The organism is Bacteroides sp. MSK.20.82 (assembly GCF_019052485.1).
Taxonomy (GTDB): Bacteria; Bacteroidota; Bacteroidia; order Bacteroidales; family Bacteroidaceae; genus Bacteroides; species Bacteroides thetaiotaomicron.
The window spans coordinates 16,665-31,160 of record NZ_JAHQUN010000019.1 but is presented as its reverse complement, the minus strand read 5'-3'; the positions used below and the strand labels follow the sequence as shown (position 1 = coordinate 31,160).

General features: G+C 45.0%; 14 protein-coding genes. 10 read left to right on the top strand and 4 right to left on the bottom strand.

Going from position 1 to position 14,496, the window contains the following annotated elements; translation table 11 throughout:
* Nucleotides 1-459 precede the first annotated feature (459 nt).
* The 8 genes from mnmA (at nucleotide 460) to KTR07_RS15885 (ending at nucleotide 8,279) form a co-directional block, all read left to right on the top strand.
* Nucleotides 460-1,548, top strand: coding sequence for a tRNA 2-thiouridine(34) synthase MnmA (gene mnmA / locus KTR07_RS15920; protein WP_061473354.1), 1,089 nt, complete (start codon nucleotides 460-462; stop codon nucleotides 1,546-1,548).
* A 24-nt stretch (nucleotides 1,549-1,572) separates the two neighbouring features.
* Entirely contained in the window at nucleotides 1,573-2,928 is a 1,356-nt protein-coding gene (locus KTR07_RS15915; protein WP_008764149.1) for a S8 family serine peptidase, read from the top strand.
* Between the two features lie 89 nt (nucleotides 2,929-3,017).
* The gene (gene xseA / locus KTR07_RS15910; protein ID WP_008764150.1) at nucleotides 3,018-4,271 is read left to right on the top strand and encodes an exodeoxyribonuclease VII large subunit; all 1,254 of its coding nucleotides are present in this window, start codon (nucleotides 3,018-3,020) and stop codon (nucleotides 4,269-4,271) included.
* An 11-nt stretch (nucleotides 4,272-4,282) separates the two neighbouring features.
* Nucleotides 4,283-4,489 (top strand): exodeoxyribonuclease VII small subunit, encoded by a 207-nt coding sequence (xseB, locus tag KTR07_RS15905; protein WP_008760813.1) that lies wholly within the window; start codon nucleotides 4,283-4,285, stop codon nucleotides 4,487-4,489.
* 51 nt (nucleotides 4,490-4,540) lie between these two features.
* The gene (locus tag KTR07_RS15900) at nucleotides 4,541-5,560 is read left to right on the top strand and encodes a branched-chain amino acid aminotransferase (protein ID WP_004305537.1); all 1,020 of its coding nucleotides are present in this window, start codon (nucleotides 4,541-4,543) and stop codon (nucleotides 5,558-5,560) included.
* 40 nt (nucleotides 5,561-5,600) lie between these two features.
* A complete protein-coding gene (locus KTR07_RS15895) occupies nucleotides 5,601-6,224 on the top strand; it encodes a DUF975 family protein (RefSeq protein ID WP_008760815.1) in 624 nt (207 codons plus the stop codon).
* 110 nt (nucleotides 6,225-6,334) lie between these two features.
* The gene (gene trmB, locus KTR07_RS15890; RefSeq protein ID WP_032840567.1) at nucleotides 6,335-7,093 is read left to right on the top strand and encodes a tRNA (guanosine(46)-N7)-methyltransferase TrmB; all 759 of its coding nucleotides are present in this window, start codon (nucleotides 6,335-6,337) and stop codon (nucleotides 7,091-7,093) included.
* A gap of 88 nt (nucleotides 7,094-7,181) precedes the next feature.
* Complete coding sequence (locus KTR07_RS15885) at nucleotides 7,182-8,279, top strand: Mrp/NBP35 family ATP-binding protein (RefSeq protein WP_008764152.1); 1,098 nt, start codon at nucleotides 7,182-7,184, stop codon at nucleotides 8,277-8,279.
* A 68-nt stretch (nucleotides 8,280-8,347) separates the two neighbouring features.
* Here the strand turns inward: KTR07_RS15885 and KTR07_RS15880 are convergent, their stop codons facing one another.
* The 4 genes from KTR07_RS15880 to KTR07_RS15865 form a co-directional block, all read right to left on the bottom strand.
* Entirely contained in the window at nucleotides 8,348-9,205 is an 858-nt protein-coding gene (locus tag KTR07_RS15880) for an energy transducer TonB (protein WP_008764153.1), read from the bottom strand.
* A 47-nt stretch (nucleotides 9,206-9,252) separates the two neighbouring features.
* Nucleotides 9,253-11,175 carry a TlpA disulfide reductase family protein gene (locus KTR07_RS15875; protein WP_181981972.1) on the bottom strand — a complete coding sequence of 641 codons (1,923 nt, stop codon included), beginning with the start codon at nucleotides 11,173-11,175 and terminating at the stop codon, nucleotides 9,253-9,255.
* 144 nt (nucleotides 11,176-11,319) lie between these two features.
* Nucleotides 11,320-13,149 carry a M56 family metallopeptidase gene (locus KTR07_RS15870; RefSeq protein WP_011109009.1) on the bottom strand — a complete coding sequence of 610 codons (1,830 nt, stop codon included), beginning with the start codon at nucleotides 13,147-13,149 and terminating at the stop codon, nucleotides 11,320-11,322.
* A 17-nt stretch (nucleotides 13,150-13,166) separates the two neighbouring features.
* Nucleotides 13,167-13,532, bottom strand: coding sequence for a BlaI/MecI/CopY family transcriptional regulator (locus KTR07_RS15865; protein WP_008764156.1), 366 nt, complete (start codon nucleotides 13,530-13,532; stop codon nucleotides 13,167-13,169).
* On the opposite strand from KTR07_RS15865, the gene KTR07_RS15860 reads away from it, so the two are divergent.
* Together KTR07_RS15860 and KTR07_RS15855 are read left to right on the top strand one after the other, a co-directional pair.
* The gene (locus tag KTR07_RS15860) at nucleotides 13,531-13,764 is read left to right on the top strand and encodes a hypothetical protein (protein WP_011109010.1); all 234 of its coding nucleotides are present in this window, start codon (nucleotides 13,531-13,533) and stop codon (nucleotides 13,762-13,764) included. The genes KTR07_RS15865 and KTR07_RS15860 overlap by 2 nt on opposite strands.
* Before the next feature lie 163 nt (nucleotides 13,765-13,927).
* Nucleotides 13,928-14,488 (top strand): porin family protein, encoded by a 561-nt coding sequence (locus tag KTR07_RS15855; protein WP_070751130.1) that lies wholly within the window; start codon nucleotides 13,928-13,930, stop codon nucleotides 14,486-14,488.
* Nucleotides 14,489-14,496: the final 8 nt, after the last annotated feature.

The following is a 14,496-nucleotide window of genomic DNA, read 5'->3' as shown; positions in this document are numbered from 1 at the left end:
CAACAAAAAGGGCTGCAATTCCCATAAGGAATCGCAGCCCTTAGCTTGTATCAGACTATCCAACAAGCATTACCCGGAGTGGGAATGCCTGCAATCTGTTATTATATAATACTTATTATTGCTCATTTTTCGTCTATATTATCAATGTTATTGAATTTGCTTCCGGTTTACACTTACAAAGATACAACATTAAAAGCGGTTTGTCAAGTCCTCCATGCTTCTTTCATACATCTGATTACAAATCATACGGATTTGCGCCGAATGATAGTCAGTAGTATCTTGAATCATTTTTAAACCGTTTTGAATAATTAAAGAGACAGTAGGAAATGATTGTCTGATGATGGCAATGGGGCTGTTGCCTGTTCATTCATTAGGGGACACAAACTTTTCATTTCCTTTTTTATGGCTGTCTGACTATAATCTTGTACTTTTGTATTCTTCTAATGATTGGAAATTCGGATGAAAGAACGAAATAAAAGAGTATTGGTTGGCATGAGTGGCGGTATAGACAGTACCGCTACCTGTCTGATGCTACAAGAGCAGGGATATGAAATAGTAGGAGTCACGATGCGTGTTTGGGGAGACGAGCCTCAGGATGCCCGCGAACTGGCTGCACGAATGGGAATTGAACATTATGTGGCTGACGAGCGTATACCTTTTAAGGAGACCATCGTGAAGAACTTTATCGATGAGTACAAGCAAGGACGTACCCCGAATCCGTGCGTGATGTGCAACCCCTTATTTAAATTCCGTGTACTGGCGGAATGGGCCGACAAGCTGGACTGCGCCTACATTGCGACCGGACATTACTCCCGGCTGGAAGAGCGGAGCGGGCACATCTATATTGTAGCGGGAGATGATGATAAAAAAGATCAGTCCTACTTCCTATGGCGGCTGGGGCAGGATATACTGAAGCGGTGTATCTTCCCGTTGGGCGACTATACGAAAATAAAGGTGCGTGAGTACTTGGCGGAGAAAGGATATGAAGCTAAGTCTAAGGAAGGCGAAAGTATGGAAGTCTGTTTCATTCAGGGAGATTACCGTGATTTTCTGCGCGAGCAATGTCCGGAACTGGATACGGAGATCGGTCCGGGATGGTTTGTCAACTCCGAAGGAGTGAAGTTGGGACAGCATAAGGGAGCACCTTATTATACCATCGGTCAGCGGAAAGGACTGGAGATAGCCTTGGGAAAGCCCGCTTATGTGCTGAAAATCAATCCGCAGAAGAATACAGTGATGCTGGGAGATGCCGAACAACTGCAGACGGAATATATGCTGGCGGAACAAGACCGGATAGTAGATGAGCAAGAATTGTTCTCTTGTGAGAATCTTGCGGTGAGAATCCGTTACCGCAGCCGACCGATACCTTGTCGGGTGAAACGCCTCGAAGACGGACGCTTGTTGGTGCGTTTCCTTGAGACGGCTTCGGCTGTTGCCCCCGGTCAGTCTGCCGTGTTCTACGATGGACGGCGGGTACTTGGCGGTGCGTTTATCGCTTCGCAGCGGGGGATCGGACTGGTGATCATAGAGAATAAAGACAAATTGTAGAATAAAATAAATAGAGAGATTTAGATGAAAAGATTAGTATTAGCGGCATTGATCCTGACTACAGCGGTGGGAGCATCTGCTCAATTTACCTCTACCGATACCTTGAAATATCGGATCAGCCTCACAGATAAGGCTGCAACCACTTATTCCATCCAGCAACCGGAGGAGTTCCTTTCCAGAAAATCCATCGACCGCAGGTTGAGACAGAAGCTGGCTATCGACTCTACCGACTTGCCGGTATGCAAGAAGTATGTAGATGCCATACGAAAGAAAGGCGTCCATGTGCTTGTCACCGGAAAATGGGATAATTTCGTTACAGTCTCCTGCAATGACAGTATGCTGATCGATGAAATAGCCAAACTGCCTTTTGTCCGTTCCACCGAGAAAGTGTGGCAGGGAAAAGTGTCGGCAGTTACCAAAAGAGATTCGCTGATCAATGATCCGCAGCGTTCGGACAGCCTGTATGGGCCCGCTATCACTCAGATTGAAATGAGCCGAGCCAACCTTCTCCACGATGCCGGATTCAAGGGACAGGGCATGACGATTGCCGTTATCGACGCCGGATTTCATAATGCGGACAGAATCGAAGCGATGAAGAATATCCGCATACTCGGGACACGCGACTTTGTGAACCCCGAAGCGGACATCTATGCCGAAAGCAACCACGGTATGTCAGTACTGTCTTGTATGGCAATGAATCAGCCGAATGTCATGGTCGGCACCGCACCGGAAGCCTCCTACTGGTTGCTTCGCAGTGAGGATGAGGCTTCCGAGCATTTGGTAGAGCAGGATTACTGGGCGGCAGCCATCGAATTTGCCGATAGTGTGGGCGTGGATGTTGTGAATACCTCACTGGGTTATTATACCTTTGACGACCCGACCAAGAACTATCGTTACCGTGACCTGAACGGACACTATGCACTGATGTCAAGGGAGGCTTCGAAGGCGGCAGATAAGGGTATGGTCCTCGTTTGCAGTGCCGGTAACTCTGGCAGCGGCTCATGGAAGAAAATCACTCCTCCGGGCGATGCCGAGAATGTACTGACTGTGGGTGCTATTGATAAGAAGAAGTTACTGGCCCCGTTCTCTTCTGTCGGCAATACTGCCGACGGACGTGTGAAACCGGATGTCGTAGCAGTCGGCCTCAAGGCGGATATAGTGGGCACAGACGGTAATCTTCGTCTGGCCAACGGAACCTCTTTCTCTTCTCCTATCATGTGCGGAATGGTAGCTTGCCTGTGGCAGGCCTGCCCGAGGTTGACCGCCAAAGAAGTGATCGAACTGGTGCGCAGCGTAGGCGACAGATCCGATTTTCCGGACAACATCTACGGTTATGGCATTCCGGATCTCTGGAAAGCATACCAAATGAGCAAAGAATAACGAACGGTCCGCTATTCTTCGTTGTTAGGCTATATCAAATTCGCATCTCATTATAGAAATGTGTCATTCATTTATCGTTAATTATGCCTATGGATTCTCTTTCCCTACTAGAGCTAAACGCGCTTGTCCGGCGAAGTCTGGAGCAATGCCTGCCCGATGAATATTGGATACAGGCAGAACTGAGCGATGTCCGTTCCAACACTACCGGACACTGCTATCTGGAGTTTGTGCAGAAAGACCCGCGCAGCAACAATCTCGTAGCCAAGGCACGGGGTATGATCTGGAGTAATATCTACCGCTTGCTGAAACCTTACTTTGAGGAAACTACTGGACAGTTATTTGCTTCCGGCATCAAAGTCCTGGTGAAAGTAACAGTCCAGTTTCACGAACTCTACGGTTACAGTCTGACTGTTCTCGATATCGACCCTGCCTATACGCTGGGCGATATGGCCCGCCGCCGTCGTGAGATACTCATGCAACTCGAAGAAGAAGGAGTACTGACTTTGAATAAAGAATTGGAAATGCCGGTTCTTCCTCAACGTATAGCGGTCATTTCCTCTGCCACCGCAGCCGGATACGGAGATTTCTGTCATCAGTTGCAGCACAATTCTGGCGGATTCTTTTTCTATACCGAACTGTTTCCGGCGTTGATGCAGGGCAATCAGGTGGAAGAGTCCGTATTGGCTGCATTGGATCGCATCAATGACCGGGTGAACGAGTTTGATGTAGTGGTTATCATACGAGGCGGAGGGGCGACTTCGGATTTATCCGGTTTTGATACGTACCTCTTGGCGGCCGCTTGTGCCCAGTTCCCGTTGCCCGTCATCACCGGTATCGGTCACGAGCGGGACGATACGGTGCTCGACTCTGTGGCACATACCCGGGTGAAGACTCCGACGGCTGCTGCCGAACTTCTGATTCACCGGATCACCGAATCGGCAGATCATCTGGAAGAGTTATCCGCCCGTCTGCAACAAGGGGCGTATGCCCTGCTCGAACAGGAAGGACGGAGGCTGGAAATGATTCAGACCCGCATCCCGAACCTTGTTCACCGAAAACTTACAGATGCCCGCTTTGCCTTGCTGGCAGCCGGAAAAGACTTGGCGCAAGCCACTCAGACCCTGTTGTCCCGTCATCGTCACCGACTGGAACTTTTGCGGCAACGTGTGGCGGATGCTTCTCCCGACAAACTGCTGAGTCGTGGATATAGCATCACGCTGAAAGACGGAAAAGCGGTCACGGATGCCGCTTCGCTGAACCCCGGAGACCAGTTAGTGACCCGTCTGGCTAAGGGAAGTTTCACTTCCGAAGTCCGGCTCGATGAGCATTATTATTCATCTTAAATACAATAAATATGGCAGCTAAAAAAGAAACATACTCTCAGGCAATGGAGCGTCTTGAGAAGATAGTCCGTCAGATAGACAACAACGAACTGGATATCGACACTTTGAGCGAAAAAATAAAAGAAGCCAATGAAATTATTGCCTTTTGCACCGAGAAACTGACAAAAGCGGATCGGGAAGTCGAAAAATTGTTGCAAGAAAGGCGGCAGTCTGAATAATAAAAGTTATTTTTGCGAATCAAAGCGTAAAATAAACTAATACATAACGATATGAAAGAAATAGACTGGGCGAATCTGTCGTTCGGATACATGAAGACAGATTACAATGTGAGAATCAATTTCCGTAACGGCGCATGGGGCGAACTGGAAGTCAGCAGTGATGAACATCTCAATCTGCACATGGCAGCTACTTGTCTGCACTATGGTCAGGAAGCTTTTGAAGGTTTGAAGGCTTTCCGCGGCAAAGACGGTAAAGTACGTATCTTCCGTCTGGAAGAAAATGCGGCACGTCTGCAATCTACTTGTCAGGGCATTCTGATGGCCGAACTGCCGACCGAACGTTTCAAGGAAGCGATTCTGAAAGTTGTAAAGCTGAACGAACGTTTCATTCCGCCTTATGAAACCGGTGCTTCTCTATACATTCGTCCGTTACTGATCGGAACAAGTGCCCAGGTAGGCGTACATCCTGCCGAAGAATATATGTTCGTGGTATTTGTAACTCCGGTAGGGCCTTACTTCAAAGGTGGTTTCTCTACCAATCCGTATGTGATTATCCGCGAGTTCGACCGTGCCGCTCCTCATGGAACTGGTATCTACAAGGTAGGCGGTAACTATGCGGCCAGTCTGCGTGCCAACAAGAAAGCGCACGATCTGGGCTATTCCTGCGAGTTCTATCTGGATGCAAAAGAAAAGAAATATATCGACGAGTGCGGCGCAGCCAACTTCTTCGGAATTAAAGATAATACGTACATTACTCCGAAGTCATCTTCTATCCTGCCTTCGATCACCAACAAGAGTCTGATGCAGCTGGCAGAAGACATGGGCATCAAGGTAGAACGACGCCCGATACCGGAAGAAGAACTGGAAACGTTCGAAGAAGCGGGTGCTTGCGGTACAGCTGCGGTAATCAGTCCGATTCAGCGTATCGATGACCTGGAGAACGGAAAATCATACGTTATCTCTAAAGACGGCAAGCCGGGACCGATCTGCACGAAACTGTATAATAAGTTGCGTGGCATTCAGTACGGTGACGAACCGGATACACATGGTTGGGTGACGATTGTAGAATAATTGATCTTTAAGTATAATCTCTTTTAATTGCGTAATTACTATGTTAAAACAAAATTCAGAGTTGCGTGCTCAGGCACGTGAAGCCCTTCGGGGTAAGTGGCCTATGGCAGCCGTTGCTGCTCTTATTTATTCGGCTATCGCCGGTGGTTTGTCTTCCATTCCTTTTATTGGATGGATCGGTTCTTTGTTGGTCGGACTGCCTGTTGCATACGGTTTTGCTATTTTGATGCTGGCTGTATTCAGAGGAGCGGAAGAAGTTGATTTGGGAGTGCTGTTTGCTGGATTTCAGGAATATAGTCGTATCTTGACTACTAAACTGCTGCAGGCTGTTTATACTTTCCTGTGGTCATTACTGTTGCTGATTCCGGGTATCATTAAGCATTATTCTTATGCGATGACGGACTATATTCTGAAAGACGAACCTGAATTGTGTAACAATGCTGCCATTGAAAGAAGTATGGCAATGATGGAAGGCAACAAGATGAAATTGTTCCTGCTTGATTTGAGCTTCATCGGTTGGGCTATCCTTTGCCTCTTTACTTTCGGTATCGGATTCTTCGTTTTGCAACCCTACGTGCAAGTATCTCACGCTGCTTTCTATGAAGATTTGAAAGCTCAGCAAGGCGGTATTAATATCAATGTAGAAGTAACTGTAGAAAGCTAATAAGCGAATAAATATCATTCTATAGAATGGAGTACGGAGCAATCTGTACTCCATTTATTTTTGTAGTTTACGCCAAAAGTAAGTACCTTTGCGTTCTAATCAGTAATGAGATGGGAAAGAATAAATTAGAGAAGTTTGCCGATATGGCGAGTTACCCGCACGTGTTCGAATATCCTTATTCGGCGGTGGATAATGTGCCTTTTGACATGAAGGGAAAATGGCATCAGGAGTTTTTCGGAAATGATCATCCGATTGTGCTCGAACTGGGCTGCGGACGGGGTGAATATACCGTCGGACTGGGCCGGATGTTTCCCGATAAGAACTTTATAGCAGTTGATATCAAAGGCTCCAGAATGTGGACAGGCGCCACGGAGTCCTTGCAGGCAGGAATGAAGAATGTCGCTTTCCTGCGTACAAATATCGAAATCATCGAACGTTTTTTTGCAGCAGGTGAAGTCAGCGAAATCTGGCTGACCTTCTCCGATCCGCAGATGAAAAAGGCTACCAAGCGGCTGACCTCCACTTACTTCATGGAGCGCTACCGTAAATTCCTGAAACCGGATGGAATCATCCATCTGAAAACCGACAGTAACTTTATGTTCACTTATACAAAGTACATGATAGAAGCCAATCAGCTTCCTGTCGAGTTTATCACCGAAGATTTGTATCATTCGGATTTGGTAGACGATATTCTGAGTATTAAGACTTATTATGAACAACAGTGGCTCGATCGTGGTTTAAATATCAAATATATCAAGTTCCGTCTTCCGCAAGAGGGAGTTTTGCAGGAACCGGATGTGGAAATTGAACTTGATCCGTACCGTAGCTACAACCGTAGCAAGCGGAGCGGACTGCAAACGAGCAAATGATAAGTAATAAGTGACAAGTAATAAGTAACAAGTAATAATAGTAATTGGGTGGAACTATCAATTTTCCACTCTCAATTCTGAACTAATTATGACTCTTTATCCGAAATTAATATTGGATGCGCTGGCAACGGTGCGTTATCCCGGTACGGGAAAGAATTTGCTGGAAGCGGAGATGGTCGCCGATAATCTCCGCATTGATGGCATGGCGGTTAGCTTTTCATTGATATTTGAAAAACCGACCGATCCGTTCATGAAATCAATGCTGAAGGCTGCTGAAACAGCTATCCATACATATGTATCACCGGATGTGCAGGTAACTATTACAACGGAAAGCAAGCAGGCAGCCCGTCCGGAAGTGGGCAAACTGCTTCCGCAAGTAAAGAATATAATCGGTATCTCTTCCGGTAAGGGAGGGGTAGGCAAATCTACCGTATCCGCAAATCTGGCGGTGGCTTTGGCTAAGTTGGGCTACAAGGTCGGTTTGCTTGATGCTGACATTTTCGGTCCTTCCATGCCGAAGATGTTCCAGGTGGAAGATGCCCGTCCGTATGCGGAAAAAATCAATGGACGTGACTTGATTATTCCGGTAGAGAAATACGGTGTAAAACTGCTTTCTATCGGTTTCTTCGTTGATCCGGATCAGGCTACACTTTGGCGTGGCGGTATGGCGAGCAACGCATTGAAGCAGCTGATTGGCGATGCCGATTGGGGGGATCTTGATTATTTCCTGATTGACCTTCCTCCCGGCACAAGTGACATTCATCTGACTGTTGTCCAGACGTTGGCAATGACGGGGGCAATTGTTGTTAGTACTCCGCAGGCGGTAGCGCTGGCGGATGCCCGCAAGGGAATCAATATGTTTACGAATGATAAAGTGAATGTGCCTATTTTAGGACTAGTTGAGAATATGGCTTGGTTTACGCCTGCCGAACTGCCGGAGAATAAGTACTATATCTTTGGTAAGGAAGGAGCCAAGAAACTGGCGGAAGAAATGAATGTGCCTCTGCTAGGTCAGATTCCTATTGTACAAAGTATCTGCGAAGGTGGGGACAATGGTACTCCGGTGGCGCTGGATGAAGATACGGTAACCGGTCGCGCTTTCTTGTCATTGGCTGCCAGCGTAGTTCGTCAGGTAGATCGCCGGAATGTGGAGATGGCTCCGACTAAGATTGTAGAGATGCATTAATAAGTGCTCTTATTCTATTTATTCTAAACACAAAAGAGGCTGGTTTAAACCAGCCTCTTTTGTGTTGTTTATCGTAGTCTAAACATGATAGGGATAGTATATTTCACGGAAACAGGTACTCCATTATTTTCTCCCGGTTCCCATTTGGGCATATTGCTGATGATGCGGAGAGCTTCTGCATCCAGCGTTGGAGAGACACTGCGTACCACTCGTGCATCTGTTATCTGACCATCTTTTCTCACAATGAAAGTCACAATGACTCTTCCTTCTTCTTTTTGTTTGGCTGCGTTTTTCCAATACGTAATGTGCTGTTTCAGATACTGATCCAGTTCTCCTTGTTCTTTGGGAAACCTCGGCATCTTTTGTGCAGTCATAAAGACCTTGTCGGTAGTACTGTCAGGTTGTTGTTCTCCTGTTGCTTTGGTGGTAGCTGCAGGGGTTGGGTGAAAATTAATTGGAAGGGTAAACTTTACGTTGACCACTTTTCCATCTTTTTTTCCCGGTGTCCAGGTTGGCATAGCTGTGATGGCTTGAATAGCTTGTTTATCCAGTTCCGGATGTAAACTGCGGACTACGGCTACACTGGTGATTTCTCCTTTTTTGCTGATGACAAATTGAGTAATCACACGTCCTGCTATACCAAGTTTCTGCACTTCTTCCGGGTATTGAATGTTTTCTCCCAGATATTTGAATAAGGCTTGGGTGCCTCCGGGAAACTTAGGCATTTCGTCTACTGCTTCATAGATTGTTTCATCTTTATCTTTGTTGTTATCGTTAATGATTAACGAATCAACATTTGAAGTGAACGCTTCCGTTGGTTGCACTTTAGCTTCCGCATAATGGCAGAAACCGAGACTGAACGCGATTAGTGCTAAGAGGAAAGGACGTTTCGTTCCGTTCGCTCTTGATAGTTGTTGGTGTTTCATTTTGTTGTATGCTTTTTAGTTAATTGTTACTCTTTGATTAGATGATCTTACTTTTCCAATGCTTTCATCAATTGTTCTTTCATGGTGTCCACTCCGGGGAATCCGGTTTGTTTATAAGTGATGTTTCCTTCTTTGTCAATAACAAAGTAAGTAGGAACGCCCCGGATACTGAACTTCTCACGCAGATAGCTCCACTGTTCATCCGTCACACGGAAATGTTCTCCGTGAATGTCAGGAATCATGTTTTTCCAGGTTCCCAGTGGAGACGTTTCACCTGTGATGTAAAGGTAGATAATGTCTTTGTCTTTCAGTTCTTCTTTCATCGGGAGAATCTGTTTGTTGGCAGACCGGCATGGACCACACCATGTTGCCCAAAAATCAACTAACAGCGTATGTCCCCGGAATTTGGAGATAATGGAGGGGAATAAATCTTCATTCGAAACTTCTCCTGTCTCATTAACGGTGAATCCTGTTTTCTTCTTGTTGATTTCTATTTGTTTCAGCAGGTCGTTGTTCATAGCCAGAGCCATGTCGTTGTATGCTGCGGGCATCGTTGACAGTTCTGCCTTTTGCTTATCGTTAAGTGGATTGAGATCTCTCATGGAGACTCCAATCATCTGTGCCTTCAGATTTTGTATTAAGTAACTGGCAGCTGTATGATTGCTCAGACTCTTAAGAATCTTATCATCTATACCTATACGGCGTATGATGTCAAACAGTATCGGGTATCTGCTGTTGTAACAGGCTTTAGGTGAAAGGATATACGTGAAGTCCTGAAGACTTTCATAATATCCTTGCGGAATATCAATCTTAGTCTCGGCATAGTATTTATTTGCTTTTTCTCCTTCCAGCCCATTCGTCATGATATGAGCTAATTTCAAGTTCCTTTCAGTTTCGATAATCTTTAGTGCGGCAGACAATTCGAGGTCTGTATTAATAATCTCCTTATATGCAGGGCTTCCTTTCGACTGTGTGATTTGTTTTCTGAACTCAGGGAGTCGGGCAAGTATTTGAGCTTTATATTCTTCAGCTGTTTTACCATTCAGCTTTTTAATCTGTTGTTGGTATTCTTCATAACTATTACCTTCAGTGAAACTGAAACTCATAGGATGATCAGCCAGTTCTTGCTGTACTCCGGCTAAATAACCTCCGTAATAGATTTCTTTTCCGTATGGCTTTTCTGCTTGGCGGAGATGTGACTGCTTGCGGGCATTTTCGCGAAGATTGATAACGACCGAAGTGGTTTCTCCCGGTGCTAATAAGTAGCTGACAGCTCCAAAAGGAAACCTGATCATGCATGGGGTGACCATGAAGACATTCATCTCATGATAAAACGTTCCGTCATCCTGGATGCGGATTTTTCCTTCCTGAGCTTCGTCTCTTATTACATCTTGAAAATAAAGACTGCCTTTGTTGGGCATCCCTTTTTGGTAGTCAAGGATTCTTCCTTTGAGAATTGCTTTGGCGTATTTAACGACTGGTTCGGGCAGCGTCGTTTTATGGTCTGCTTTGGTGACTGTAACGTCTTTAGGCAGTTTGAACTTGCTGAATGTTTTCTTGTCCAGCTGTATGCCCCATATCTTATATGCTCCCTCAAAGTCTCCTTCAGAGAAATCCAGGCAAGTCACGTTTTGAGGAATGGGTGGGAAAGTTAATTGGAATTCGGCTTCGCCGGATTCGGGCATCCAGAACTCTTTGTCCAGTGTAATGCCGATTCCCTTCCGGACAGGGTATAGGTTGCCATTGTTGTCTTTCAGTACACTGCCGGTTGCGATCTTTATCCAGTATTTGGGCCGATAGAAAGCTTTGATATACACAGTGGTGACTGTGTCACTCATGACAATTTTGTCTATCTCTATACTTGAGGAACTCTGAGCTAAAAAGGGAGGACGTTCTACGATTCTGTCTTTAGCTTGTGTCATACAAAGTATGCTTAGCAGCAAACTTATCATTAATGCGAATCTTTTCATACGATTAGGCTTTTATCTCCAACAAATGTAATCATATTATTGTAATTATCTATGCGAAAACAGAAAAAGGAGCAGAATCGTTTACGATTGCTCCTTTTTTCTGTTATTTACTTGTTAGGGGAATAATGATATTTTCGGTTTTGCTTATTGAAGTCGGAATGTAATAGGGAATGTATATTCTACGGCAACGGCTTGTCCGTTCTGTTTTCCCGGTTCCCACTTAGGCATACCCCGCACTACACGAATCGCTTCAGCGTCCAACCATGCCGACGCGCCTTCTAATATTTTTATATTCGACACGTTACCGTCTTTTCCGATGACAATCTGGACCAGCACTTTTCCTTGTTCCTTATTCTGCTGGGCCATAGTCGGATATTTTATATTTTTGGCTAAGTAGCGCATTAATCCCTCCTGTCCTCCGGGAAATTTAGGCATCTCGTCTACGACTTTGAAAGTTGGTTCATTATTGGGTGTGGCTTCTTTAGGACCATAGCCCACCACTACGACCTCTTCAAACTTTTCTATTGCTACTGCTTCGGGTGTTTCTGCCGGTTTTGCAGGTTCCGGACCGGACAGACGGAAAGTTACGGGAACCGTAAATCTTACGTTCACAGCTTGTCCTCTTTGCTTGCCGGGTTTCCAATTAGGCATGGCAGCAATCACTCGTTCAGCTTCCTTGTCAAGATAGGGGTCTACGCCTCGAACTGTTTTAACGTCGGAAATACTACCGTCTTTTTTGACTACGAACATCACAATCACACGTCCTTGCTTTCCATTTTCATGAGCTGTTGCCGGATATTTGATGTTCTTGGCGAGATATTCCATCAATGCTGATTGTCCACCGGGGAAGTCGGGCATTTCTTCTACAACTTCAAATACGACAGAATCATTTACAGTAGCACTTTTAACGGGTGCCGGAGGGGGAGGAGGAGCTACCTCTTTTGTTTTCTGCATTCCTTTTTTATCCTGTAATGTCGCTACTCCCGTCATTCCATCGGGAAGTTCCGGACCATTGGCGAGTTCGGTTTGCGAAACACCTTGTTCTTCCGGTGCTGCCATCATTTCTTTGGCAAATTCTTTCGTTGTACGAGCTACTACTTCGATGTTGCTGATAATCATCAACAGGGCAGCCAAGGGAAGGAACATCAGATATTTAGTCCTTCCTATTTCTTTGGTTCTTCGTTTATTCATCATTTTGATACGATTTTTAAGTGGTAAAACATTGAAACTATTAGATAAATTTGCTGCAGCCTTGTGATGTGCCAGTCCCAGCAAGTGGTACTGGTATGATTTACTATCATGTCCCGTCTCTAATACCCGGTGATCTGCCATGTATTCCAGATTACCTCTGACTTCCCGTTTCATCAGCCAGACGAAGGGATTGAACCAGCAGAAAGTACACATAATCTCGCTGACGAGTACATCTGCTGAGTGATATTGGCGGGCATGAGTCTCTTCATGCGTGATTATTTCGCTGATCTCGGATTCTGTATGCGATTCCGGATGTATGAATATCCAGTGGAAGAAGGAAAAGGGGCCTGTACCTTTCTTTAATATGTGTACACGTGATCCTTGTATCGTGCTTTTCGGGCATAGGAAATGCAATCGTATGATACTGCCCAGCTGGATCAGGAAGCGTAGGGCAAGAAGTAATACACCGGTCCAGTAGATAAATCCCAGAATTTGTGGGATTAGCTCCTGCCAGTTGGCCGTTGTTTCCTGTGGTGCCTCGATGATTTGCTCCGGAAGTATGATCGTAGCATAAAGATCTGCCATTGCCACCATCGGCTCCTGCTCCTTTATCCACTCTTGAATATTCAGTAAGGGATAGAGCAGAGAGATGCCAAAGAAGCATAACAGAGCGGTCCGTCGCCAGTGGAAGAAGGTGTCTTTATGAAAAAACAACCGATAGAAAGCGTAGAACAATGCGATGGCTACGTTTATCTTTAAGAAATAGGCAAGTTCCGGAGTCATATCGATAAAGTTTCAGTTTATTTTTCTTTTCCTTTCTCTATCAGTTCGATAATGTCCTTAAGGTCATCCGTAGATATCTTCTGGTCCTTTGCAAAGAAAGAAACCATTTCCTTATAGGAGTTCTCGAAATAGTTGCGGACAACTCCACTCATGAAGTGGCGTTTGTATTCATTTTCACGAATAGAGGGAGTATATTGGTAGGTATTCCCTATATGTTTCGATTTAACGTATCCTTTCCGTTCGAGATTTTTCACGATGGACGCAACGGTGGTATAAGGTGGTGCCGGTTGCGGAAACTTGGATACGATGTCCTTTACGAAACAGTCTTGTAACTCCCAAATGTAGATCATTACTTCTTCTTCTTGTATAGTTAACTTTTCCATGGAGATGATGTTTAATTACGATTCTTTCGCAAAGCTACGAATATTTCGTAATAAAGCAATAGCTAGTCGGTTAAATATTGTAAATGCCTGTTTGGAATGGGGTGATTTGCGGGTAAAAGCCCCTAATTCTCGTAAGCATGAAAATAATGTGGATAAACGTTATATTCATCCAAATAAGCAATCTTTAGGACATTTAGGTGAACAAAAAGCCTATCGTGGCTTTTTTATATAAAATAAATGAAATACTTTTGTAGAGTATAATAGAACGTATGTTAATAAAAGGAGAGTGCGTTTCAACACAAAGCAAAGCTTGAAAGATTCCCCGTACTCGATAATGAAGCTATTAACTATGCAGCCCGGAGGGAGGAGGGAGGCAAACTAAAAAAATGACTGATATGAAAAAAGGTTTGATTTTTGTGCTGTTTGCACTTGTTTCTATCGTTTCTTATTCTCAGATTTCCTGGAATGCTAAGGTAGGTATGAACATGAGTAATTTCACAGGAGACGCTGATACGGACATGAGAGTAGGTTTTAATGTTGGAGTGGGAATGGAATATCAGTTTACTGATATGTGGTCTATTCAGCCTTCGTTGATGTTTACTCAGAAAGGTGCAAAACTGGGTGATATCAAGGCTAATCCGATGTACCTGGAACTGCCGGTAATGGCTGCTGCAAGATTTGCTGTGGTAGACGGACAAAATGTAGTTGTAAAAGCCGGTCCGTATCTGGCATGCGGTATTGCCGGTAAATACAAGATGAATGGCGTTAAGGAAGATTTCTTTGGTGACAACAGCGGAGGTAAAAGATTTGACTTCGGACTTGGAGTGGGTGTTGCTTACGAAATCAACAGATTCTTTGTCGACCTGACCGGAGAATTTGGTTTGACTAAAGTGTATGATGCCAGTGGCTCTCCTAAGAACATCAACTTCTCTATCGGAGTAGGTTACAAATTCTAATTGAATTA

Coding starts and splice junctions, on each gene's coding strand:
- mnmA (WP_061473354.1), top strand. CDS start 460: ATGAAAGAACGAAATAAAAGAGTATTGGTTGGCATGAGTGGCGGTATA.
- KTR07_RS15915 (WP_008764149.1), top strand. CDS start 1,573: ATGAAAAGATTAGTATTAGCGGCATTGATCCTGACTACAGCGGTGGGA.
- xseA (WP_008764150.1), top strand. CDS start 3,018: ATGGATTCTCTTTCCCTACTAGAGCTAAACGCGCTTGTCCGGCGAAGT.
- xseB (WP_008760813.1), top strand. CDS start 4,283: ATGGCAGCTAAAAAAGAAACATACTCTCAGGCAATGGAGCGTCTTGAG.
- KTR07_RS15900 (WP_004305537.1), top strand. CDS start 4,541: ATGAAAGAAATAGACTGGGCGAATCTGTCGTTCGGATACATGAAGACA.
- KTR07_RS15895 (WP_008760815.1), top strand. CDS start 5,601: ATGTTAAAACAAAATTCAGAGTTGCGTGCTCAGGCACGTGAAGCCCTT.
- trmB (WP_032840567.1), top strand. CDS start 6,335: ATGGGAAAGAATAAATTAGAGAAGTTTGCCGATATGGCGAGTTACCCG.
- KTR07_RS15885 (WP_008764152.1), top strand. CDS start 7,182: ATGACTCTTTATCCGAAATTAATATTGGATGCGCTGGCAACGGTGCGT.
- KTR07_RS15880 (WP_008764153.1), bottom strand. CDS start 9,205: ATGAAACACCAACAACTATCAAGAGCGAACGGAACGAAACGTCCTTTC.
- KTR07_RS15875 (WP_181981972.1), bottom strand. CDS start 11,175: ATGAAAAGATTCGCATTAATGATAAGTTTGCTGCTAAGCATACTTTGT.
- KTR07_RS15870 (WP_011109009.1), bottom strand. CDS start 13,149: ATGACTCCGGAACTTGCCTATTTCTTAAAGATAAACGTAGCCATCGCA.
- KTR07_RS15860 (WP_011109010.1), top strand. CDS start 13,531: ATGGAGATGATGTTTAATTACGATTCTTTCGCAAAGCTACGAATATTT.
- KTR07_RS15865 (WP_008764156.1), bottom strand. CDS start 13,532: ATGGAAAAGTTAACTATACAAGAAGAAGAAGTAATGATCTACATTTGG.
- KTR07_RS15855 (WP_070751130.1), top strand. CDS start 13,928: ATGAAAAAAGGTTTGATTTTTGTGCTGTTTGCACTTGTTTCTATCGTT.